The sequence below is a fragment of the Colwellia sp. SU-HH01217 genome (genome assembly GCF_057543495.1).
In genome coordinates this window covers 142,094-166,357 of sequence record NZ_BAAJLX010000001.1, presented here as the reverse complement: position 1 = coordinate 166,357, position 24,264 = coordinate 142,094, and the positions used below count along the sequence as shown (strand labels likewise).

23 protein-coding genes and 1 pseudogene are annotated in these 24,264 nt (G+C 37.9%); 20 read left to right on the top strand and 4 right to left on the bottom strand.

Going from position 1 to position 24,264, the window contains the following annotated elements:
- Window positions 1–33: 33 nt before the first annotated feature.
- From AC27G3_RS00640 to AC27G3_RS00630, 3 genes and pseudogenes are all read right to left on the bottom strand, one after another.
- Window positions 34–507: pseudogene (locus AC27G3_RS00640) on the bottom strand (formyltransferase family protein); the annotation flags it as partial.
- Window positions 508–522: 15 nt separating this feature from the next.
- Window positions 523–858 (bottom strand): hypothetical protein, encoded by a 336-nt coding sequence (locus tag AC27G3_RS00635; protein WP_487117886.1) that lies wholly within the window; start codon window positions 856–858, stop codon window positions 523–525.
- 89 nt (window positions 859–947) lie between these two features.
- Window positions 948–2,150, bottom strand: a complete 1,203-nt coding sequence (locus AC27G3_RS00630; RefSeq protein WP_487117885.1) for an NnrS family protein — start codon at window positions 2,148–2,150, stop codon at window positions 948–950.
- A 302-nt stretch (window positions 2,151–2,452) separates the two neighbouring features.
- Here AC27G3_RS00630 and AC27G3_RS00625 point away from each other — a divergent pair, with 302 nt between their 5' ends.
- Window positions 2,453–4,639, top strand: a complete 2,187-nt coding sequence (locus AC27G3_RS00625) for a M3 family metallopeptidase (protein WP_487117884.1) — start codon at window positions 2,453–2,455, stop codon at window positions 4,637–4,639.
- A 98-nt stretch (window positions 4,640–4,737) separates the two neighbouring features.
- On the opposite strand, the gene AC27G3_RS00620 is transcribed toward AC27G3_RS00625, so the two are convergent.
- The gene (locus AC27G3_RS00620) at window positions 4,738–5,775 is read right to left on the bottom strand and encodes a WD40/YVTN/BNR-like repeat-containing protein (protein WP_487117883.1); all 1,038 of its coding nucleotides are present in this window, start codon (window positions 5,773–5,775) and stop codon (window positions 4,738–4,740) included.
- A gap of 245 nt (window positions 5,776–6,020) precedes the next feature.
- Between AC27G3_RS00620 and AC27G3_RS00615 the strand changes: the two genes are divergently transcribed.
- The 19 genes from AC27G3_RS00615 (at window position 6,021) to AC27G3_RS00525 (ending at window position 24,259) form a co-directional block, all read left to right on the top strand.
- Entirely contained in the window at window positions 6,021–6,491 is a 471-nt protein-coding gene (locus tag AC27G3_RS00615; protein ID WP_487117882.1) for an Lrp/AsnC family transcriptional regulator, read from the top strand.
- Window positions 6,492–6,506: 15 nt separating this feature from the next.
- Entirely contained in the window at window positions 6,507–8,039 is a 1,533-nt protein-coding gene (locus AC27G3_RS00610; protein WP_487117881.1) for an aminotransferase class V-fold PLP-dependent enzyme, read from the top strand.
- A 265-nt stretch (window positions 8,040–8,304) separates the two neighbouring features.
- Window positions 8,305–8,505, top strand: coding sequence for a Fe-S cluster assembly protein IscX (iscX, locus tag AC27G3_RS00605; protein ID WP_487117880.1), 201 nt, complete (start codon window positions 8,305–8,307; stop codon window positions 8,503–8,505).
- A 29-nt stretch (window positions 8,506–8,534) separates the two neighbouring features.
- Window positions 8,535–8,855, top strand: a complete 321-nt coding sequence (locus AC27G3_RS00600) for a hypothetical protein (RefSeq protein ID WP_487117879.1) — start codon at window positions 8,535–8,537, stop codon at window positions 8,853–8,855.
- A gap of 75 nt (window positions 8,856–8,930) precedes the next feature.
- Window positions 8,931–9,122, top strand: coding sequence for a DUF3185 family protein (locus tag AC27G3_RS00595; protein WP_487117878.1), 192 nt, complete (start codon window positions 8,931–8,933; stop codon window positions 9,120–9,122).
- 127 nt (window positions 9,123–9,249) lie between these two features.
- Window positions 9,250–9,612, top strand: a complete 363-nt coding sequence (locus AC27G3_RS00590; protein ID WP_487117877.1) for a VOC family protein — start codon at window positions 9,250–9,252, stop codon at window positions 9,610–9,612.
- Between the two features lie 122 nt (window positions 9,613–9,734).
- Window positions 9,735–9,989: a hypothetical protein gene (locus AC27G3_RS00585; RefSeq protein ID WP_487117876.1), complete on the top strand. Its 255-nt coding sequence runs from the start codon at window positions 9,735–9,737 to the stop codon at window positions 9,987–9,989.
- Window positions 9,990–10,060: 71 nt separating this feature from the next.
- The gene (locus tag AC27G3_RS00580; RefSeq protein ID WP_487117875.1) at window positions 10,061–10,666 is read left to right on the top strand and encodes a DUF998 domain-containing protein; all 606 of its coding nucleotides are present in this window, start codon (window positions 10,061–10,063) and stop codon (window positions 10,664–10,666) included.
- 167 nt (window positions 10,667–10,833) lie between these two features.
- On the top strand, window positions 10,834–12,525 hold the full coding sequence (locus AC27G3_RS00575; RefSeq protein WP_487117874.1) for an NAD-dependent malic enzyme: 1,692 nt from the start codon (window positions 10,834–10,836) through the stop codon (window positions 12,523–12,525).
- Window positions 12,526–12,698: 173 nt separating this feature from the next.
- Window positions 12,699–13,130, top strand: a complete 432-nt coding sequence (ndk, locus tag AC27G3_RS00570; RefSeq protein ID WP_487117873.1) for a nucleoside-diphosphate kinase — start codon at window positions 12,699–12,701, stop codon at window positions 13,128–13,130.
- 228 nt (window positions 13,131–13,358) lie between these two features.
- Window positions 13,359–14,543 carry a dual-specificity RNA methyltransferase RlmN gene (rlmN, locus tag AC27G3_RS00565; protein WP_487117872.1) on the top strand — a complete coding sequence of 395 codons (1,185 nt, stop codon included), beginning with the start codon at window positions 13,359–13,361 and terminating at the stop codon, window positions 14,541–14,543.
- 138 nt (window positions 14,544–14,681) lie between these two features.
- Window positions 14,682–16,328 (top strand): type IV pilus biogenesis/stability protein PilW, encoded by a 1,647-nt coding sequence (pilW, locus tag AC27G3_RS00560; protein ID WP_487117871.1) that lies wholly within the window; start codon window positions 14,682–14,684, stop codon window positions 16,326–16,328.
- Window positions 16,321–17,280, top strand: coding sequence for a RodZ domain-containing protein (locus AC27G3_RS00555; RefSeq protein ID WP_487117870.1), 960 nt, complete (start codon window positions 16,321–16,323; stop codon window positions 17,278–17,280). The genes pilW and AC27G3_RS00555 overlap by 8 nt, the downstream gene beginning before the upstream one ends.
- Before the next feature lie 26 nt (window positions 17,281–17,306).
- A complete protein-coding gene (gene ispG, locus AC27G3_RS00550; protein WP_487117869.1) occupies window positions 17,307–18,422 on the top strand; it encodes a flavodoxin-dependent (E)-4-hydroxy-3-methylbut-2-enyl-diphosphate synthase in 1,116 nt (371 codons plus the stop codon).
- A 136-nt stretch (window positions 18,423–18,558) separates the two neighbouring features.
- Window positions 18,559–19,842 carry a histidine--tRNA ligase gene (gene hisS, locus AC27G3_RS00545; protein ID WP_487117868.1) on the top strand — a complete coding sequence of 428 codons (1,284 nt, stop codon included), beginning with the start codon at window positions 18,559–18,561 and terminating at the stop codon, window positions 19,840–19,842.
- A 9-nt stretch (window positions 19,843–19,851) separates the two neighbouring features.
- Window positions 19,852–20,496 carry a YfgM family protein gene (locus AC27G3_RS00540; RefSeq protein WP_487117867.1) on the top strand — a complete coding sequence of 215 codons (645 nt, stop codon included), beginning with the start codon at window positions 19,852–19,854 and terminating at the stop codon, window positions 20,494–20,496.
- Between the two features lie 28 nt (window positions 20,497–20,524).
- Complete coding sequence (gene bamB, locus AC27G3_RS00535) at window positions 20,525–21,736, top strand: outer membrane protein assembly factor BamB (RefSeq protein ID WP_487117866.1); 1,212 nt, start codon at window positions 20,525–20,527, stop codon at window positions 21,734–21,736.
- Window positions 21,737–21,894: 158 nt separating this feature from the next.
- Complete coding sequence (gene der, locus AC27G3_RS00530) at window positions 21,895–23,361, top strand: ribosome biogenesis GTPase Der (RefSeq protein ID WP_487117865.1); 1,467 nt, start codon at window positions 21,895–21,897, stop codon at window positions 23,359–23,361.
- Between the two features lie 241 nt (window positions 23,362–23,602).
- The gene (locus tag AC27G3_RS00525) at window positions 23,603–24,259 is read left to right on the top strand and encodes a PilZ domain-containing protein (RefSeq protein WP_487117864.1); all 657 of its coding nucleotides are present in this window, start codon (window positions 23,603–23,605) and stop codon (window positions 24,257–24,259) included.
- Window positions 24,260–24,264: the final 5 nt, after the last annotated feature.

The window sequence follows — 24,264 nt, the reverse complement described above, 5'->3', positions numbered from 1 at the left end:
GCTAGTGTTATTAGCGTGTTTTATAAATTTTTATTATAAATAGTTATTTTTGACAAAGTTGATGTAGTCTTGCTCTCCCACAAAACTAAATCCGCTATTTTCAAATTCTAGGCATTGTGCTTCAGTAGGAAAAGTAAAATATTCATCGCTCTTTATTTGAGGCGCTGCTTTGAGTAGTTTATTGTTATTTAACAATTTAATGGCATTGAGTATATCTAAAGCAACTTGTTTATAGAGTGCTAATACATGCCAAAGATAAGATTTACCAGGGTCAGCTTGCTGTTTAGAGATAGTGATAATTTGCCTCTTATCAATTGTGCCGTCTTCAATAGTATGTAATGTAGTGCCTATCTCGGAGTCATTATTTTTTAATGCCCAAAAAGTTGCCATTACGCCTTTATATTTAGGGAATATGCCAGAATGTAAGTTTATAACCCCTTTGCTAGGAATGTTAATAACAGGTGTTTTTAAAATTCCGCCATAATCAATTGATACGATTAAATCAGGAGAGAGTTCGTTTAATTACTCAATACTTTCTGGAGAGTTTACTTGATTAACTTCAATAGGCTTTGCCCTTAAAAAACAGCTTAAATCATCAAAGTTTTTAAAAGATTGGATTGACTGTTCGCTTGATTGAACATTGGATTGCTCGTTTGACAGAAGAGGGCTAATAAGTTGATTAAAGAGATTTTGTTCAAAAAATTTAAGCGTGGCGAGCTGTTTCGGTAATGTACTGTTATTGCCAACCTTAGCAGATAACCAAAGATAATTATCATGGTTTTTAAAAACCTGAGGGAGAATTTGATTGAGCGCAAAATTACTGGCGATATCTTTATTGGCCAAAAATAAAGTTTTCATTAATTTACCAGTGAAAGTTGGAGCTTTAAGGTTGAGCAAATATTAAGAAGTAGCGTTCACTTTTTAGTGTTATAAGTAAACGCTACTTCTTAACCTGGATGACCGTCTTTACGTGCTTTTAATAACATAGGGCCGTAGTTGAAAGCAAAAATACCAAAAGCAATTAGCCAACACATTGCACTAATATCGTAAAAAATAAAACTTTTAGCGGGCATTCCCCAAGGACCAAATACTCGGATCATAGCCGCAAGCGTTATCATAATAAAAGCGACATTCATCGATTTTGGCGGTGTTAGTGGGCGCCCAGTATGACCTAAAGATACCCGTGAAATCATCGCTAAAATTAAGCCGCCCATACCACCTATGGTTAATAAGTGCCAGATATGGTTACTTGGGATGGAAGGTATTAAATAGCTAATACCTAGCATAATTAAACCAAACCAAATAAATTTCAGCGCAATATGTAATGACCAAAGTAGCGGTACAGATAAAGTGATCCACGGGCGCCATCTTATCCAGCGCAAGACTTGTCCGATCCCAGCAATGATTAATAAAATGCCGAATAACTGTTCATTAAAGCCTATTACAGGGTGAAACAATAAAATAAACATAATCAATGCTAAGCTGCCATTGGTTAATTTTTCTAACCACGGAATGGGGAGCGCTTTTTGTGTTTGTGTACCGTTAGCGGTAAACATAGGAACTACGCGACCAGCCATAACCGACATTAAAAAGGTCACTAGCATTACACCCGCGTAACCACTAATTTTTAAAGAAAAAACATCAGGAAAAGCAACAGACAAATACATCTCAATGTTAGCCAAGGTAAATAGCACTAACAAAGGTACAAAAAATAAATTGCGGTATTGTTTAATCGCCAAAATGGGCTTCGCTAGGACAATAGCGACAACGGGTAGAAAACTAACATCAATAATGGCTGTTAACATAGGGCCTAATAATGTCGGCATTAGTAAAAGCACACGGCCAATTAGCCATAAAGCAAACAAGCCTATTAATACATTACCTTGTGCACCTTTTACGCCTGTCCAGTTTTGCACTGCAGTTAGAAGAAAACCGGCAATAATAGCGCTGGCAAAACCGAAGACCATTTCATGGATATGCCACCAATAACCACCGCCAAGCGGTGAAAAAGGCAGAGTCCCCCTTAATATAAGTAACCAAAGAATAATCGGTACTATGCTAAATAGCGCACCACCAAGGAAAAAAGGTCTAAAGCCTAAACGAAAGAAAGGAGGAATTTTTTGTTCTTTTTTTAGATCGGTAATTTGCATTACGATACCTATTTTTAATAAAAATAAAATCGAGTTTATTGTAAATAAAATAATGCCTTTATACCTGATTAAGATCAATAAATAGGCTTATATTTATCCATCAGGGCTATTTAGTTTTTTTTGTAAACAACTCTTACATATCAGCGCTAGTATTTTTCTTATTAACAATATACCGTAATGGGGTTTAACGCTGGTTTATAACCAGTGAGTTTATAAAAATTAAAAAGCCAGAGTAACCATTGAAAAGACGAATACAGTCTTATTACTCGCAGCTTGTGTAATCCAGACAGAGGAATAATTACATGAAACAAAAGAGTTTAATTTTAGCCGCAGTTACTTCAAGTATATTAATGGCCTGTAGTAATGGTAGTGACAGCCCAGCAAGTGGTATTAAAGCTATTGAAGAGCGACCGTCAGCACAACATATGAATGATGTTGAAAAATCAAAAGCCCAATTAATCGCTAAGTGGACAGGGCCTTATCAAGGAGTTCCTGCCTTTGACAAAGTGTCGTTAGATGGCTTGGTAGCAGCAATTGAAGAGGGGATGAAGCAAAACCTAGCAGAAGTAGAGGCTATTGCTAATAATCCAGCACCAGCTAATTTTGAAAATACTATTGTAGCAATGGAGCGTACAGGTGAAGTTTTAGATCGCGTATTCACTTACTGGGGAATATGGAGTTCGAATATGTCTTCGCCAGAATTTCGTAAAATTCAGGCTGAAATGGCACCTAAATTGGCAGACTTTAGTTCTAAGATTAGACAAAACACAAAATTGTTTGAGCGCGTATCAGCAGTTTATAACGGTGAAGAAGTCAAAACATTACGTGAAGACCAACAGCGTTTAGTGCTTTTAACTTACAATGGTTTTGCAAGAAATGGCGCAACACTTAAAGGTGAAGCTAAAGAACGTTATGCACAAATTAATAAACGTTTAGCCGAGCTACACACCGCATTTTCAAACAATGTGTTATCAGATGAAGAAAGCTACGTGCTTTATTTAACAAAAGAGCAATTAAACGGCTTACCGCAATCTGTAATTAACTCTGCAGCTTCTGCAGCAAAAGATCGTGATCATGACGGCAAGTATGCGATCACCAATACTCGTTCATCTATGGATCCGTTTTTAACTTATTCAACAGAGCGTAAACTGCGTAAACAAGTATGGGAAACATATTATAATCGTGGTGATAACGGCGACGAACATGATAATAACGCTATTATTGCAGAAATTTTAAAGCTGCGTCACGAGCGTGTTGGCTTATTAGGTTATAAAAACTATGCGTCTTGGCGTTTAGAAGATCGCATGGCAAAAGCGCCTGAAAATGCGATTAATTTAATGGAATCGGTATGGCCTGCAGCTATCGCTCGTGTCGACGAAGAAGTTAAAGATATGCTAGTTATCGCTAAAGCTGAAGATGGTTTAAAAGAAATTAAAGCTTGGGATTACCGCTTTTATGCTGAAAAAGTTAGAAAAGCAAAATATGACTTAAACTCAGATGAAGTAAAACAGTATTTACAATTAGATAAACTTAGAGAAGCCATGTTTTATGTCGCAGGGCGTTTATTTAACTTTGGGTTTACTGAAGTAACCGATGGCTCAGTACCTGTTTTTCAAGAAGATGTCAGAGTTTGGGAAGTTAAAGATAAAACTTCAGGAGAACACATTGGTTTATGGTACTTAGACCCATTTGCTCGTCAAGGTAAGCGTTCAGGTGCTTGGGCAACTATGTATCGCAGCCACACAACTTTTGATGGTAAAACTAATGTTTTATCGTCAAACAACTCTAACTTTAGTAAAGGTGCTCCGGGTGAACCTGCGCTAATTTCTTGGGATGATGCTGAAACTTACTTCCACGAATTTGGACATGCTTTACACTTTTTATCATCAAACGTTGTTTATCCAACACTTAACGGTGGCGTTCGTGATTACACTGAATTCCAATCTCAACTTTTAGAGCGTTGGTTATCCACTGATGAAGTAATCAATAATTACCTAGTACATTACAAAACAGGTAAACCTATGCCAGCAGATTTGGTGGCTAAAATAAAAGCAGCAGCGACTTTTAATGAAGGTTTTAAAACTACTGAATATCTAGCCTCTGCATTAATTGACATGAAACTTCATACTGTAGATCCTACTAATATTGATGCAGACAAGTTTGAACGTGAAACCTTAGCCGGGCTAAATATGCCAGAGCAAATTGTTATGCGTCATCGTACGCCGCATTTTGGTCATGTATTTAGTGGAGAAGGCTATTCTGCTAGCTATTACGGTTATATGTGGGCTGAAGTACTAACCTCTGATGCGGCTGAAGCCTTTGCTGAAGCGCCAGATGGTTTTTATGATGAAGAGGTTGCTAATAAATTAGTTGAACATTTATTTAGCGTTAGAAATGCGGTTGATCCAGCAAAAGCATATCGCGCCTTTAGAGGACGCGATGCGAAAGTTGAAGCATTAATGCGAGATCGTGGCTTTCCAATAAAATAATGTTAATAAATTCAATCTTTGAATTTAGTTATTAAAAGAGAATCCCTTGTAAGCAGTATCGTCTGACTACAGGGGATTTTTAATATTGCCACTTGTACTTAATAGTTATGGTTAATAGTTAATACCGCTACCTTGCCTTCACTGCCAGCAGCTAAAATATGAGTATTATCGCTAGCCAAAGTGTAAAACCCCTCATTCGCAAACACTTGCCAATTTTTGCCATTATCCATCGAAATATCACTACTTAATTTACCTGTACTTACACAAATATGCTTAGCACAACTTAATGCTGTTCTTAAGCCGTACTTACCGTTGTTTACTACTTGCCATCGGCTGTTTTTAAACGTAGTCAGATTGTTATAATGACCTTCTCGATTAAGGTAGTTACCACCAAGAGCAAATACTTGTTTGTGTGTATTTATCCCAAGAGCATACCCCCCTGAGGTTTCAGTGCTACTTTCAAGTGGAATGCTTGATTTACTCCACGACTGACCAAAATCTGGCGAGTAATAAATGCTGGCAGATAAGCCACCTGTAGTGAACCAAGCTTCCCCTATAGCGCCAGTTATTAAAGTATTACCACTGGCAGCAAACGCCGCCTCTTTATTAGTCATAGCAGGCAGTTTATTTATGGGAACTCGCTGCCAGCTTTGCCCTTGATCTTGAGTTACCTCCACCACAAAATGACCATCGACAGGATCGCCTAGTAGTATCCCGTTGTTTTCATCCCAAAAATCAATGGAGTCATAAAATCCTAAGGAATTTTTATTGGTTCTCAGTATTTGCCAGGTTTTCCCTTGGTTGTGTGTTATTTGTAAAGTCGACTCTTCTGCACTTCCTACAGACATAACAATTGCTGTTGTGTTATTAATTACTTCAATATCTCTGAAGTTGTAATCAATATTGTGATCGTATTTCGGTGATATATCTTGCCAGTTTTTGCCCTTATCAAGACTAATAAATACTGCACTTTTATCACCTGCTACCCATAGTGTATTTTGCCTAACAGCACTTGCACGTAACTCTGTTTTTATTGGCAGTTGGGTTTTATGCCACGCTAATGGTTTTATTTCGTTGGCATAAGTAACCAAGGTGGGAATAAAAGTAAGAAGTAAAGTTAAAAATAGTTTTTTCATTACAATGGAATTTATTTTGTTATCAAGGAGTCGTTAATATCTACATTCAAGATGAAAATAACAATAATTTTAGTCAATTTTCTTCTCGTTGATGTTTTTTTATAAAAAAACACAAATAATCGTGACTTATTTGAGAAACATAGTTTCATAAAACAGAGGTAAATCGAGATAAATTTTTATTTGGCTTGCGATAAATGTATTTAATGAGTATTTTGTTTTTAAATATTGTTAATTTTGAGTACAAGATGCACTTAAATGAGATTGATTTGCGACTTATTGCTATTTTGCAGCAAGATGCTAGTATCGCCGTTGAAGAACTCGCTAAGCAAGTAGGACTTACTAAAACTCCCTGTTGGCGTAGACTTCAAAAACTAGAAAAAAGCGGAATTATTAAGCGCAAAGTGGCGTTATTAGATGCTGCTATGCTTGATCTGAGTGTTTCTGTTTTTGTTCGTGTGAAAACTAGCCGACACGACAGTGCATGGTTAGCTGAATTTTCCACAACAGTTTCAGCGTTTCCTGAGGTTGTCGACTTTTATCGCATGAGTGGTGAATACGATTATTTACTTAGGGTCGTCGTGAAGGATATTGCTAGTTACGATGCTTTTTATAAACGATTTATCGACGCAACTAGCTTAACCGATGTCACTTCTAGTTTTGCCATGGAGGAGATCAAAAGTTCAACTGAACTGCCTCTTAAAGTTAATTTATCCTGATAAGGGCAATATGATATGTCTTCACTATTAGAACAACATTTTTTACCTTTTCGCCAACAAATTATTGGCCAAGGGTTAACACATAAAATAGCAGATAAAGTGCAAGACATTATTTACGCAGACTGGACAGCAAGCGGTCGACTTTATCAACCGATAGAAAATTACATTAGCCACACTCTCGGCCCTTATATTGCCAATACACATACTGAAACTAATTTAACCGGCAGTACTATGACCTTGGCTTATCATCAAGCACAAAAGCTCATTAAACATCATGTTAACGCTTGCGATAATGATATTTTAATTACCTCAGGCGCTGGAATGACGGATGTGGTGAATAAATTTCAGCGCATTTTAGGGCTTCGAATTCCAGAGCGTATGCAGGGACAAGTAAAGTTTGAAGAAGCAGAAAAGCCTGTAGTTTTTATCACTCATATGGAACACCACTCTAATCAAACTACTTGGTATGAATGTGATGTTACTCTAGAAATAGTTAACCCAGACGACAATGGTTTACCTTCGTTAGCTCACCTTGAAGAGTTACTAGTTAAATACCAAGATCGCCCACTTAAAATTGGCTCGTTTTCAGCGTGCTCAAATGTCACCGGCATAAAAACGCCGTATTATCAGTTAGCGGAAATTATGCACAAACATAATGGTGTTTGTTTTGTCGATTTTGCTTGTTCAGCACCTTATGTTGATATTGATATGCACCCAACAAATAAAGCGCAAACTCTGGATGCGATATTTTTCTCTCCACATAAGTTTTTAGGTGGCCCAGGCAGTTCAGGTGTATTGGTGTTTAATAAAACTTTATATAAAAATAAAGTGCCTGATCACCCAGGAGGAGGAACAGTTACTTGGACAAACCCTTGGGGAGAGCATAGTTTTTTCAATAATATTGAAGTGAGAGAAGATGGAGGAACTCCAGGATTTTTACAATGCATACGCACTGCCTTAGCGATTAAAGTTAAAGATGCCATGGGGGTTGAAAAAATTACCGCGAGGGAGAAAGAATTAACTTTATTAGTGATGAATGGTTTAAGTAAAAATAATCAAGTTAAGATATTAGAGCCCAATGTGACTGATCGTTTAAGTATAGTCTCGTTTTATATTGAAAGTGTGCATTACAATTTAGTGGTGCGTTTACTGAACGATAAGTTTGGCATTCAAACCCGAGGAGGCTGTTCTTGTGCCGGGACTTACGGCCATATTTTATTAAATGTAGATCAGGGTACATCTCAAAAAATAACCCAACAAATAGATGCTGGTGATTATTGTGAAAAACCCGGCTGGATACGTGCCTCTTTTCACCCAACGACAACTGACCAAGAAGCCCAGTTTGTCGTTGATGCTATCCATTCGATTACAGAAAATATTACTGAATGGGCAAAAGAGTATCGATTTAATCCTGCAACGGGAGATTTTGAGCACACAAGCTTGACAATAAATTATCTTGGCTTGGACGATTTTAAAGTGTTTAATGACGAGCAGCTTGATAACAATCCTATTGAGTCTAAAGGTTTATTAAGTAAAATTTTTGGTTAACTTATGTAGATTATTGCGCTTCGTGCGTAACTTGTTACTATAAATTTTACTTAAGTTAATTTGAACATTGGCCCTTGAAAAAGCTTATACGTCCTTGGTGGCAAACTCAGTGTCCGTATTGTCGAAAAATCCGGCTGTTACTGCTATGGTTAATTATCATGCTAGTGGCTGATTACTATTGGTTTCAGTTGTTGTTTTAAGCACGCAAACTAATTTTACGGCTTAGGGAACACCAATAAAGCCTATCGTAGCTTTGGAGAAAAACATGACTTTACGTTGGAGCGATTCATTAGAAATAGCGTTAGACTTAATTGAAGTGCATCCAGAAGTGGACCCTTTAAAAATAAGCTTTACTGATTTAAGGCAATGGATTTTAGACTTAGAAAGGTTTAGTGATGACCCTGCACATTGCGGTGAACGTGTATTGGAAGCAGTTCAATTAGCTTGGATTGATGAAATGGATTAATAACATTTTAGCCAAAATGGAGTTTTGCTTTGAAACAATCTAGTTTCGAATACGGTGTGATCGCCCGAGGTATTTTCACTGCCATGATTTGGTTGGTGGTTTTAATCACTTTTACTTCGCCCGTATTATTAATTATCTACATACCTTTTTTGCTGTTTGTTGGTCTAGGGTTAAAACCTTTGCTAATTAAAACAGGGTTAGCTAGCCACTATCAGGCATTTGCTGCTCGGCTTGCCGAACGCAAAAATAAACAATTAAGAAAAAGCTATTACGCACAAAATTCCCAAAAAGTGATTGTGCGTAAACAGCACCTTGAAAGCATGAGAAAAAAGATGCAACCTAAAGACTAATATTGAGTAAGACTCTAATAGTATGGTAGAAAGTGATAGTTAATCTACGTTCATGAATAAAATTTTGGAGATACAATGAATAATAAAATTATTGGTATTGTGCTAATTGTATTGGGTATCGCTTTAGCGCTGTGGGGTTACAATATTTATGACTCAGCAAGCTCTCAAGTAACTTTAGCGCTAAATGGTGATGCACCAATTGAAGCATGGGCTGGAATGGTGGGTGGTGCTATTGTCGCACTTATTGGTATTACTAAGCTAAAATAGGCACAAAATTACAGGTATATTAAAAGCTAAACATTCAATATAGCTGTTCTTTTTTCGCCTTTTGTTACTCGCTTGAGTTTTTATTTTTAGGTCTTTACGGCGGCGGTAAGCCCCTATGGTCGATGATATGTCACCAAATTTAAAATTAAACTATGTAGAATTCCCAGCTAAAAACATTACAGCAACTAAACATTTTTTTGAACAGGCTTTTGCTTGGACATTTGAAGATTATGGGCCTGAATATACAGCGTTTAGCGGTCAAGGTTTAGATGGGGGCTTTTACAAGTCTGACTTAACCTCTGTTGCCAGTAAAGGAGCTGCTTTATTGGTATTACTCAGTGAAGATTTAGAGAGTACACAAGCAATCGTTGAGCGCGCAGGTGGAGTAATATCAACGGCTATTTTTTCATTTCCCGGTGGGCGGCGATTTCACTTTGTCGAACCTAGCGGTAATGAATTTGCAGTGTGGTCATTAACAGGTGCTAACTAAATAAAATACAATGAACCTAGGGTCATGTATTAGTTTAATTTAGTCTGTTATCATTTATTTTAGTATGATGGTAATTTTAGGAATACTGCATGAAATAAGGCAGTTTATAAGGAAGTAGTGATATGTCATTCATTAAATTGTCAGTTGTCTTGTTAGTTATTTTGCTTTTTGGTTGTAGCTCAAAAAATGACAACAGATTACCGGGTTGCTCTCCTCATGGTCCGGGGGCGCTGTTATGTTTATCTTCAGTCGTAGTTGAGGCTGTTGATACCAGTCCGTCTCAGCAATGTTCTGATATGAGAGGCGAGAAAAAACAATCTTGTGATGCCCAAGTAGCTTCATTAAAAAAACATATTAGTGACGCAAGTCGCAAGTAGTCAATTGTTTATTAACCTCAACTTTCATAAGTTGCTGATGATAAAAATTCATTAGATAGGGATATCGGAAAGTGCTCGAAAATATCGCGGTCTATTCAGGAGTTATTGCAAGCCTTTGGATTTGTATTGGTGTTTATATCGCAAGTCTATTTTATACAGGTTACAGTCATTCTAAACAATTTTGCAGTGAATTGGGTGCTGCAGGTAGTCCAACAGAGAAACTGTCTCCGTTAATTAATAATTACCCTTTAGGTTTTTTCTTTTGTTTGTTCGGTTGGTATTTAGTTCAGCTTGCAGATGTTTCTTTTTTAGTGAACTTATCAGGTTGGTTAGTCATTATTCATGGAATAGGAACTTGGGTTGCTGGCTACTATCCTATGGATGCAGATCCACTTACCAAGGACCCTTCGCTAAACTGTAAAATACATTCGTGGGCAGGTTTTATTATGCTGCTTTCGCTTGTGATAGCGCCAATATTAATTGCGTTCACTCCAACGAGTGAGATAACACCCTTATCTTTTCGTGTATTTTCAGTGGTTTGTGTTATCACTGCATTATACTTTTTATACGCCATGGCAAAAGCAGTTAAAGCGCAAACTAACCCTGGTTTACATCAACGTGTTTCATACGCCATTCAGCTAGTTTGGCTTAGTGTGTTTTCGTTAACGTTAGCTTAAAAGTGTTAAACAGCCTTTAAACATTAATAAAAGACGCTGTCGACTAACTTTTTACTATAAATGTCACTTATTTTCATTATTTTTGATGGTGATGGGTTGTTGTTGTCACAGCTTAATTTATAATTCTAGCCAGACTTCTTTTAATCCTAGTTTAGCGACGCCAAATTATGCCATCAGATCACAAAAAACCACTTTATATTTCATACTCAGGTCCTACCTTATTAGAAACACCTTTACTTAATAAAGGCAGTGCTTTTACAGCCGAAGAACGAGGAAGTTTCAACTTAATGGGCTTACTGCCGCCACGCTATGAAAATATTGAAGAGCAAGTTGAGCGTGCTTATATGCAATATTGTAGTTTTAAAGGGAGTTTGAATAAGCATATTTATCTGCGTGCAATTCACGATAACAATGAAACGCTATTTTATAAATTAGTACAGGCACACTTAAGTGAAATGATGCCAATAATTTATACGCCGACCGTAGGGGATGCGTGTGAACAGTTTTCTGATATTTATCGCAGCTCACGTGGTTTATTTATTTCTTATGAAGAACGTCATAACATTGATGATATTTTACGCAATGCAACGAAAAACAAAGTTAAAGTTATTGTAGTTACTGATGGAGAGAGGATTTTAGGTTTAGGTGATCAGGGGATTGGCGGCATGGGGATCCCTATTGGTAAGTTGTCTTTATATACTGCTTGTGGGGGGATTAGCCCTGCTTACACCCTGCCAGTTATGTTAGATGTTGGCACAAATAATCAAAAACTATTAGACGATCCTATGTACATGGGATCGCGCCATAAACGTATAAACCAAGAAGAATATAACGAATTTGTTGATCTATTTATCAAGGCGATTAATCGCAGATGGCCACATGTTATGTTGCAATTTGAAGATTTTGCACAGCCTAATGCGATGCCTTTACTTAAACGCTATAAAGATGAAATTTGCTGTTTTAATGATGATATTCAAGGGACTGCATCTGTAACCGTAGGAACCTTACTTGCTGCTTGCCGAAGCCGTGGCGTTAAATTGTCGCAATTGAAAGTGGCTTTTGTAGGAGCAGGTTCAGCAGGTTGTGGTATTGCAGAGCAAATTATTACACAAATGATTAGCGAAGGTATTACGCCGTTACAAGCACGAAGCCAAGTGTTTATGGTTGACAGATTTGGTTTACTTACCCAAGGTATGAAAGGGTTGAGAGACTTTCAAGAAAACTTGGTGCAAAAAAAGCTATCTATCGCTGATTGGCAAATAGAAGGCGAATATGCTTCTTTATTAGAAGTTATGCACGGCGCTCAACCTGATATATTAATTGGGGTATCTGGACAAGCAGGCTTGTTTAGCGAGCAAGTTATTAAAGCAATGAAACAGCATTGCCGTAAGCCTATTATTTTTCCATTAAGTAACCCATCACGACAAGTTGAAGCTACTCCTGAAGATGTTATTAAATGGACAGATGGTGAAGTCGTTATCGCCACTGGTAGCCCATTTAAACCGGTAGAGTATCAAGGAAAAACTTACCCAATAGCGCAATGTAACAACAGTTATATTTTCCCTGGGATTGGTTTAGGTGTTGTTGCAGCGAATATTAATCGCATAACCGACGAAATGCTAATGGCTGCTAGTGCCACACTTGCTGCTGCATCACCGCTTGCTAATACCGGTAAGGGGGAGTTATTACCACCATTAACAGGAATTAGTGAATTAAGTAAAGAAATCGCCTTTAATGTGGCTAAAGTTGCTTATTCACAAGGTTTAGCTTTAGTGATTTCAGATGAAATGCTAAGAGAGAAGATAGAAAGAAATTTCTGGAAAGCTGAATATCGTCAATACCGTCGAATTAGCTACTAATTTGTGATTATTATTCGCGATAATCAGCTCAATTGTTGATTAACTTAATTGCTTAGTTGTCTAGCTAAGTTAACTCGTTTATAATGCGCCCAAAATTTATCCTGTGGTTTTTTTAATAAACGCTGCGGGATAGTCATTAACTTAATTTATTATTAACTTTTAGAGGGCTTATCATGGCTATCGAACGTACTTTTTCAATTTTAAAGCCTGATGCAGTAGCACAAAATGCAATTGGTCAAATCTATAACCGTTTTGAAACTGCTGGTTTTAAAATTGTTGCGTCTAAAATGGTTCACTTAAGCAAAGAAAAAGCTGAAGGTTTTTACGCTGAACATAGCGAACGTCCTTTCTTTGGTGCTTTAGTTGAATTCATGACTTCTGGTCCTGTAATGGTTCAAGTATTAGAAGGCGAAAACGCTGTTCTTAGACATCGTGAAATCATGGGTGCGACTAACCCAGCTGAAGCGTTAGCAGGTACTTTACGTGCTGATTACGCTACTTCAATTGATGAAAACGCATGTCACGGTAGCGATGCATTAGAATCTGCTGCTCGTGAAATTGCTTATTTCTTCTCTGATGACGAAATTTGCCCACGCACTCGTTAATTTGACTGCGTATAAAAATGTAAGTTAACCATTCATTTTATGAATGTTAGTTTTCAGCTTAAGGATTTTACTGAAAAGTCAGTAAAATCCTTTTGTATTTATAGCCAAGTAACTTTTAGCAAGAAAAATAAGGTTCTTTGGTTATAAATTCTATGTCAAATTGTCACTGATGATTAAAAAGTGTACAATTTATCCCCTTTGAAAATGTGTAGTTTGGAAAGCCCTATCATGAGTGAAGTCATCGTCGAGTCTGCAAAAAGTAGTGAAGTTAAACCGATAGAAAAGTCTAAAGGGAAAATTAACTTACTCAACTTTGATCATCAAATGATGCGTGAATACTTTGCTTCTATTGGAGAAAAGCCATTTCGCGCAGATCAAATTATGAAGTGGATTTACCACTTTGGTTATGATGATTTCGAGCAAATGACTAATTTAAATAAAAAATTGCGTGAAAAACTACAACGCAATTGTGAAATTAGTGCACCAACGATTGCCGAGAAACAAGTCTCTAGTGACGGTACGATAAAATACGCCTTGAAGCTTGAAGGTGGGCAAGAAGTTGAAACTGTTTGGATCCCTGAAAATGGCAGAGCGACTTTGTGCGTGTCGTCACAAGTGGGGTGTGCATTAGAATGTACGTTTTGTGCGACGGCTCAACAAGGCTTTAACCGTAATTTAAACATGTCTGAAATTATTGGCCAAGTATGGCGAGTAGCCAACGATATTGGCGCGACACGTATTGCTGGTACTCGACCTATTACTAATATTGTGATGATGGGAATGGGCGAACCGTTATTGAATATGAAAAACTTAATTCCAGCGCTAGATACTATGTTAAATGATTTAGGTTATGGATTATCAAAGCGTCGTGTAACGGTAAGTACTTCTGGTGTTGTCCCAGCATTAGACATGTTGAAGGAAAAAATTGATTGCGCATTAGCGATTTCAATTCATGCGCCCAACAACACTTTGCGCGACGAATTAGTGCCTATTAATAAAAAATATCCGCTAGAGGATTTTATTAAAGCATCAGCACGATACATCGACGGTTCAAAAGCGAATAAACAAGCGACTATTGAATACGTCATGTTAGATCACGTGAATGACAGCACGGAGCAAGCACACGAGTTAGCCATTGCGTTAAAAGACTTACCGAGTAAAATTAATTTAATTCCATTTAATCCTTACCCAGGCTCTCCTTATAAACGATCAAGTAACTCGCGTATTGATCGCTTTGATAAAGTATTACAAAGCTACGGTTTAACGGTTATTACTCGCCGCACCAGAGGTGATGATATCGATGCTGCTTGTGGTCAACTTGCCGGTGATGTTTTAGATAGAACTAAACGTAAATCTCAGCAAAATCCTAAAAAAGAGATGAAAGGTGAAGAGATTTCAGTAAAATTGGTCTGATTACGTTCATCTTATAAAAGAACGTGTTATAACAGATGGTGCAAAAAAGGATGCTGCCGATCTTCTGCTGTATTTTGATGGCTAAATTGGTTGTTCGGCAAATATTATAATAATTAAGTTAAGTGATTTCTGACTCTTATGGTTAAATTCGTTCAAAAAGTAGTTGTACTAACAACAGGCATTTTGCTTAGTGCGTGTGTTACCCAAAATTTTGATAAAGATACACCTGTTGTTGAACAGAATGCTTCTAATAAAGAACTCGCCATGACGCGTGTTTCATTAGGCTTGGGTTATTTAAAAATGGGCAACACGACTCAGGCTAAATTTAACCTAGAAAAAGCGAAGAAGTTTGGTCCGAATTTAGTGGCTGTTTATACGGCATTTGCTCATTATTATGAAACAGTTGATGAACCTGAATTAACGATTAAATCTTATGAAAAAGCGCTTTCTATTCAATCGGATGATGCCAATACACTGAACAACTATGGTGTATTTTTGTGTCGTCAAGAGCGTTACGAAGCTGCCGAAAAACAATTCTTAAAAGCTATCGCTATTCCAAGCTATTTGCTCGTATCAGAAAGCTATGAAAACCTAGCGTCCTGTCAATTAAAAGCAGATAATTTTGATAAAGCCGAACAGTACTTGTCAAAATCTATTACTCATAGCCCAAACAGAGGTTCGGCACTATTTCAAATGGTTCGCTTAGAGTACGCCATGGGAAATTATAAAAAAGCACGTCGTTACACTCAAAAATTTGAAAAAGTGACGCGCCGCTTTAAACCTGAATCTTTAGCACTTGCATTAAAAGTTTATGAACAACTAGGTAATCAGAAAACAGCAAGAAATTACGGCACGATGTTAGTTAACATGTACCCTGAATCGTGGGAAGCTAAACAGTATGTGCTTAATGGTTTAGATCGAATAGAAGCAGATGATCTTGCTGAGCAATATCGCGAAATTCAAAATAAAAACAATGGTAGTAAACCTAAAAAGCGTGTCATTGTATTATCACCAAATAAAGACTCGTCTATTCAAATGGCGCCATTAGTTAAGAAAGATGATGAACCTATTACAGCGCCTGTTTCTCAAACTGCACCAAAGCAAGTCACCACTTATACACCTGATGCGTCAACAGCCGTTATTGTTAACCCTGTTGCTGCTCAATCAACTATGGCGACACCTGTAGAAACTAAACCTGACAATAGCATTGAGGAAAATTATGCAGCGACAAGCGAAAATACCCCTTACGCTAATGTTGAATCAGCCGAACAATTGAGCGCATCAGCAGCACAGCTTGAAGCCGAAAAGTCTGCCGCCATTGCTGCTGAGGTTGCCGCAAGCGAGGCGATTGTCATTGCAAAAGACGATAATGAATTAATGACTGAAGTGCCAACCGCCAAGGAGAGTAAAGTACCAGCAGCTTACGACGATAATGATGTAAATACTGCTCAAAGCGATAATGAGCTGGTTAATCAAGCCTTGCCTGAAAATACTGAATTTGTTCCGGCAACCGAAATTATTGAGTCAACACCCGTAATAGCTCAAGCTGATTCGGTGGACCCTGATAGTGACTTTGAATCAACAGATATCACTCAAGAAGAGCCAAAAGAACAAGCTTTTCACGTCGTGGTAAAAGGCGATAACTTGTATGGAATTTCAGTGAAATATAATATTCAAATAAAAGCGTTGAGACGTTGGAATGCACTGGATGATAAAGCAAGTATCCGAATCGGCGACAAAATTTATATTGAAAAACCTGTAACGGAAATTAGCTCAGATGAGTAAAAAAGATACACCGTTTGATGGCTCTGAGTTATTTGAAGATATGGAAATTGTTGGCCCAGGCGAAATGCTGTCTCAAGCCCGAGAAAAGCTAGGACTTAGCCAACAAGATATCGCGACTAAACTGAATTTTCGTTTAGCTTTAGTAAAAAACATTGAAGCAGATATATTTGATGCTAACCTGCCTGAAACCTATAACCGTGGCTACCTTTGTAGTTACGCGAAATTGGTAGCGATTGACAGTAAAGATATTTTAAATAGCTATGAAACGCTTAGCACTGCAAAAATCCAGTGCGCTCAGATGCAAAGTTTTTCAAAAAGCACTCAAAAAGAAGCACAAAATAGTTTGTTAACATGGATTAGCTACCTTATTGTTGCCATTTTAATTGGCTCAACTGTAATGTGGTGGCTGCAAGATGTTAAAAGTAGCGAACAAACAATTAATAAATCAACTACACAAACAACAGGCTCTTCTTTAAATGAGGAGTCAACCTTAGATTCTGCTCTTGTCAAAGATAACACCGAAGCGGTTGTTACTGAGACTGTTGAGGTTGTAGAAAATGCGCCTATTGCACCTTTAAGTTTAAGCAGTGAAGGCAGTGTAAACAATCAAGCGAGCGATAAAGTTGATGAGACTGCGAATCAATTAGCAGCGCTTGTGGAAAATACAACAAAAGAGCAAAACGAGTTAACTGAAGTGCCTGAAATATCAACCGCTATCTTTACTTTTGCTGGTGATTGCTGGGTAAGTATTTACGACGCTACCGGTGAAAGAATTGCTTATGGCGTTAAAAAACCAGGTTATGTTATGACGATTACTGGTCAAGCGCCTTTTAAAGTAGATGTGGGTAGACCTGCATTAACAAGTATAGAATTTAATGGTGAAACCATTGATATGTCTCAATTTGATAAAGACAATATCGCTAAATTTACTTTGCCCATTGTCGTTGAATAAACCTCTTAATAGTGTGTTAAATTTTTATGTTTAAAGAATCTCCAATTATTCGTCGAATTTCTCGTCAAATTATGGTCGGTAATGTTCCTGTTGGCGGAGATGCCCCCATTACTGTGCAATCGATGACTAACACCTTAACGACAGATGTTGCTGCAACTGTCGCCCAAATTAAATCGTTGGAAGCTGTAGGTGCGGATATTGTTCGCGTAAGTGTTCCTACCATGGACGCTGCTGAGGCTTTTAAAGAAATAAAAAAACAAGTCAATGTACCTTTAGTGACAGATATTCATTTTGATTATCGCATTGCATTAAAAGTTGCTGAATATGGCGCAGACTGTTTACGTATTAATCCTGGCAATATTGGACGAGAAGATCGTGTTCGTGCTGTTGTAGAGTGTGCACGCGATAACAATATACCTATTCGTATTGGTGTTAATGGCGGCTCTTTAGAGAAAGACATTCAAGAAAAATATACCGAGCCAACACCTGAAGCTTTGCTTGAATCAGCAATGCGTCATGTTGATATTCTCGATCGTTTGAACTTTGACCAATTTAAAGTCAGCGTTAAAGCCTCTGATGTGTTTTTAGCCGTTGGAGCTTATCGCTTATTAGCTAAGCAAATCGATAACCCATTGCATTTAGGAATTACCGAAGCCGGCGGTTTACGTTCAGGCTCAGTTAAATCTTCAGTAGGTCTAGGTTTATTACTTTCAGAAGGTATTGGCGATACTTTACGTGTTTCTTTAGCGGCCGATCCGGTTGAAGAAATTAAAGTTGGTTTTGATATATTAAAATCCCTTAAATTGCGTAGTAGAGGGATTAATTTAATTGCATGCCCAAGTTGTTCTCGCCAAGAGTTTGATGTTATTGCAACCGTGAATGAGTTAGAGCAACGCTTAGAAGATATTATTACACCAATGGATGTATCAATTATTGGATGTATTGTTAACGGACCTGGTGAAGCGATGGTTTCCGACTTAGGGTTAACAGGTAGCAGTAAAAAAAGTGGTTATTATCTTGATGGCATACGTCAAAAAGAGCGTTTCGATAACACAAATTTAGTGGAACAGTTAGAACAACGTATTCGCGCCAAAGCAAAAATGATGGACAGTGAAAATAAAATCGATATTCAAGAAGTTTAATTGCATTTTATGATAACAAGGCAATTAAGTTTAAATTTGATGGCTATCAGCCTATAATGCGCGCTGCGTATTTTATCGCATTGTTTATATTAGATAGTTTATTACCCGTTTTTAGAAGATAGAGAGAATTACATTCGTGGCTAAAGCAAGTAAGGCACTTCAAGCAGTAAGAGGCATGAATGATTGCCTTCCAAGTGATACCAATATGTGGCAAATGGTAGAGTCAGTATTACGCCGAGTAGCGAGTAGTTACGGCTTTGCTGAAATTCGTATGCCTATTGTTGAGCCTACGGCACTCTTTAAACGCTCTATTGGTGAAGTTACCGATATTGTTGAAAAAGAAATGTACACTTTTGATGATCGAAATGGCGACAGTCTGACGTTGCGTCCAGAAGGCACTGCGAGTTGTATCCGAGCTGCTAATCAGCATGGTTTGTTGTATAACCAAGAACAACGACTTTGGTACATGGGACCGATGTTTCGTCATGAGCGTCCACAAAAAGGTCGTTATCGTCAATTTCACCAATTTGGCCTTGAAGCCTTTGGTATAGCGACTCCTGATATTGACGCAGAAATTATTATGCTTACTGCGCGTTTATGGCGGGAACTTGGCATTAAAGATGTTGTCACACTAGAGCTAAACTCATTAGGCTCTAATGAAGAGCGTGCTGCCTATCGTGATGCTTTGGTTGTTTATTTAACCGAACGTGAAGAGCAGCTTGATGATGACTCTAAACGTCGTATGCTAACGAACCCATTACGTGTATTAGATAGTAAAAACCCAGCGGTACAAGAAGCTTTGGTTGATGCGCCGAAGTTATCAGATTATTTTGGTGAAGAAACTCAAGACCATTTTAATCAGTTGTGTCGTCGTTTAGATGCTGCTGGTATTAAGTACGTTTTAAATGAACGTTTAGTACGTGGATTAGATTATTATAATCGCACCGTATTTGAATGGGTAACTGATAGCTTAGGTGCACAAGGTACTATTTGTGCCGGTGGTCGTTACGATGGTTTAGTTGAACAGTTAGGCGGAAAATCAACGCCGGGCTTTGGTTTTGCATTAGGTATTGAGCGTTTAGTGTTGATGTTAGAAAACTTGGCACAAGTTGATAATATTCGTCCTCAAGTCGATGCTTATATAATTGCTTTAGGAGACGAAGCTGAGCTTAAAGCCGCAATGCTTGCTGAGCAGTGGCGTGATGAAGAGCCTAATAGTCGAGTTCAATGTCACTGTGGCGGTGGCAACATGAAGAAACAAATGAAGCGTGCGGATAAATCAGGTGCGCAAATAGCAATAATTTTAGGTGAGAACGAACTTGCCGAACAAAAGGTTATGGTGAAATACCTCCGTGGCCAACAAGAACAGCAAAACTTGGCATTTGATCAAGTGGCAAGTTTATTAACAAGTTTAATTTAAGGGTATATTGTGGAAGTTTATCAAACAGAAGAACAACAGGTTGATGCGATTAAAGGCTACTGGAAAGAAAACGGTAGTATGATTATCACTGGTTTAGTGGTTGGTTTGGCAGGTTATGTCGGCTTTAACTTCTACAAAGACAGTCAATTTGCTGAAGAAGTTGCTCGTTCAGAAGCTTATCAAGTTGTTATGGAAAAAAGTGATAAAGAAGCTGAATTTACTCAAGCAGGCGAAACCTTTATTGCTGAAAATGCGCAAACTTCTTATGCCGCATTAACTGCTTTATCGTTGGCGAAAGAGTCGGCAAGCCATCAAGACTGGGCTCAAACAGCAACTTATTTAACAACCGCTATTGAAAACGCACCTAATGATGGTATTAAAGCGATTGCCAGTGTACGTTTAGCACGTGTGCAAATTCAATTATCAGAATTTGATAAAGCCCTTGCAACACTTAACAACCCTTTACCTGAGTCGTTTACATCATCTGTTGAAGAAACTAAAGGGGATGCTTACTTAAAACAAGGTAAAACAGACCTTGCTCGTAGTGCTTACCAGGCCGCTCTTGCCGTTGAAGGCGAAGCAGCTAATCCGGTACTGCAAATGAAATTAGATGACTTAGCTCAAGCTGTTAACTTACCCGGCGATGCTAAATAAACATTGCGACTAAGTGAGGTTTGATCGGATGATCTTTAATAAAAAATTATTTAGCACCAAATTATTGGTAGTTATTGCATTAACCACAGGTGTTTTTGCTTGTTCGTCAAGCGACGATGAAGATCCTCGTGAAGTTGTTGCTGAACTAATAGAGTTTGAACCACTATTTGAACCTGAAGTTATTTGGGATGCTAGTGTCGGATACGGGGTCGAGGACCACTTTTCTCGGATCAAGCCTGCTGTTGCCTATGGTAAAGTTTTTAGTGCAAGCCGAGAGGGTGATGTTATCGCCTTTGACCAAGCTTCTGGCGATGAACTTTGGGATGTTGATTTAAGCGATATTAACAACGAGCGTAGCTTTTTTGAAAGCCGAAAATCAGCACAGTTAGCTGGTGGAATGACGACAGGCATGAATAAAGTTTTCATAGGTAATGAAAACGGTAATATTTATGCACTCGATGCCGAAACTGGCGAGTTGGTTTGGCAAAATACCATTAAAGGTGAAATTATTAATGCGCCTGCAATGGACTCTGGCATTTTAGTTGTTAATAGTGCCTCAGGCGTTTTACAAGCATTTAACGCGACTACTGGTGAAAGCTTATGGAAAGTAGAACAAGATGTTCCAGCATTAACACTTCGTGGCATGAGCTCTCCTGTTATCGCTTCTGGCGGTGTTTTAATTGGTCAAGCTAACGGCGATGTGAGTGTTTATCTTTTAGATAAAGGTCAAAAGGGCTGGTCAACCACAATTGGTGAAGCAAGCGGCAGTACCGAGCTTCAACGTGTCATTGATGTTGATACTTCTCCTGTTGTTTTTGGTGATAAGGTTTACTCAGTGTCTTCTCGCGGCAATCTTGCAGCTATCGAGTTACGTACAGGTAATATATTATGGAAACGCCAATACTCTTCTTACCGTCAAATCTCTATAGATGGTAATAGCATTTTCTTTACTACGGACCGAGGTCATGTATTTTCTGTTAACCGTAACGATGGGCTGGAGCAATGGAGTAATTTAACAATGAGTAACCGTGGCGTCACCGGTCCTGTTATTTATAATGATTATATTGTTGTAGGCGATTTTGAAGGTTATTTACATTGGTTAAGCCAAGAAACGGGTGAAGTAGTTGCACGTCATCATGTTGATGGTAGTGGTATTCACAGTACACCAACGGTAGTAGACGGTGTCTTGTATAGCCAAGCAAGAGATGGTGAATTAGAAGCAATTCAATTACCTAAATAGCTTGTAGCTAAACTTAAAAGCTACTTTATTAAGTACACAGGTTTAAATTAAAATTATTACGGCCCCTCTGTTAATCACAGGTGGGCCGTTATTTGTTATTAAATATGAACTATTATTAAGTTATTAATTTTAGTTGTTCAATAAATATTGAGGTTTTCATGCTTCCAGTTGTTGCATTAGTTGGTCGTCCCAATGTAGGTAAATCAACACTTTTTAATCGTTTAACACGCTCTCGTAATGCATTGGTTGCCGATTACCCAGGCTTAACTCGTGATCGCCAATACGGCAAAGCACAAGTGGAAGAGCACCCGTTTATCGTTATCGATACCGGCGGTATTCATGGTGACGAAGAAGGTATTGATGCATTAATGGCTGAACAGTCGTTAATTGCAGTTGATGAAGCTGACGCAGTTTTATTTATGGTTGATGCACGTGCCGGATTAACATCAGCGGATCAAGGGCTTGCGAGTTACTTAAGAAAGCAAAATAAAAAAGTTTTCTTAGTGGCTAATAAGGTTGACGGTATCGATGCAGACAGCGCTATTGCAGAGTTTTATTCGTTAGGTTTAGAAGGTGACGTACATCAAATTGCAGCAGCTCATGGCCGTGGTGTTACTCAGTTACTTACTTTAGCGTTAACACCTCACATTGAAGCACTTTCACAGCCGACAGCACATGAAAATGATGAGTTCGATGGTGATTACTTTGAAGACTCGCTTTCTGATGAAGAACGAATTGCAGAAGCTCCAGTTGAAAACGACCGTATTAAACTTGCCATTATTGGTAAACCTAATGTAGGTAAGTCAACACTAACTAACCGTATATTGGGTGAAGACCGTGTTGTCGTTTTTGATGCCCCAGGAACCACTCGTGATAGTGTGTATATTCCAATGGAGCATGACGGTCGTGAATATACCTTAATAGACACTGCAGGTATTCGGCGTCGTAAAAATGTGACAGATGTTGTTGAGAAATACTCCGTTATTAAAACATTGCGTGCGATAGAAGATGCGAATGTTTGTTTATTAATAATAGATGCCCGTGAAGGCATAAGTGATCAAGATCTATCCTTACTCGGATTTATTCTAGAGGCAGGGCGCTCGTTAGTTTTAGCCGTAAATAAGTGGGATGGTTTAGAAGAGCATGCTAAAGATCGCATTAAAACTGAACTAGATAGACGTTTAGGGTTTATTGATTTTGCCCGAATTCACTTTATTTCTGCGCTTCATGGCACGGGTGTTGGTCATTTATACGAGTCAGTTGAAGAGGCATTTGTTTCTGCGACTAAGCGTATATCTACCTCAATGGTTACTAAAATTCTTGATATGGCAGTATTTGATCATCAACCACCAATGAGCAATGGCAGCCGCATTAAATTAAAATACGCGCATGCAGGGGGCTATAATCCACCAATTATTGTTATTCACGGGAATTTAGCCAAAAAGCTTCCTGTTTCTTACAAACGCTATTTAATGAATTACTATCGTAAATCTTTAAAAATAATGGGTACACCAATTCGCATCGAATTTAGAGAAACGAGTAATCCTTTTGCAGGCAAGAAAAAGCTTAACTTTACCCAACAGAAGAAATTGGCAAGAGCAACTCAAGGTTACAAAAAAGATTAGTCATTATTTAGTGTGTGGTTAATTACTTTTATTAATCACACATTAATCACACATTAATCACCAATTTTCTTTACTTTGGTCCCTCAAAAATACGTAAGAGAAATTATAATACAAAGATAAACTTAGGTGCTGTAAGGTAAACTTATAGCGACTATTTGCATATCCTTCTATACTTAGTTAATGTTAAATTACTCTCAGTTAATTATTCGTTGCTATGTCAAATAATTCATCAAGTATTGATATGAATAGTCGCCTCAAACGTAATTTAGGGTTATTACGGGCTGGAGCAACAGTTACCGTTGATATTTCTACTCCAGCGGGGCAGAAAAAAAAATTTAGAACCACCTTTATAGGCTATCTGTTAAAGCAATATGTCTTAATTCAATTTCCAGAATCTAATAAATTAGGGAACTTTTCACAGCATATTACCCAAGGCACCGGTGTTACTGTTCGTGGTTTAATTGAAGGTCATGAAGGTTCTGTGGTCGCATTTGTGAGTAATATTAAACAAACCATACAAATTCCTTCTCGTATTATGGTGTTAGATTTCCCTACATCGGTGAGCTTACAAAGCTTGCGGACATCAATACGTATTGATACTGAAATAAACGCTAAAGTTAAAATTGAAAAAGATTATTGGAAAGCAACGATTAATGACCTGTCGATAAACGGTTGCCACTTAACAATTAATGATGGCGAGTCTTTAGTTTTGGCCGATACCAAAATCGTTGAAGTGATTATTGAAAACTTTAAAGGCTTGCAAAATATAAAATTATCAGCAGCTATTTGTAACACGAAACAGCACAATACAGGGGTGTCTTTTGGTGTGAAATTTATGCCTGAAAGTAAAAAATCAGTCACTGAACTATTGCATCATGCCGTATCTTTTGAAGGGTAGTGCAG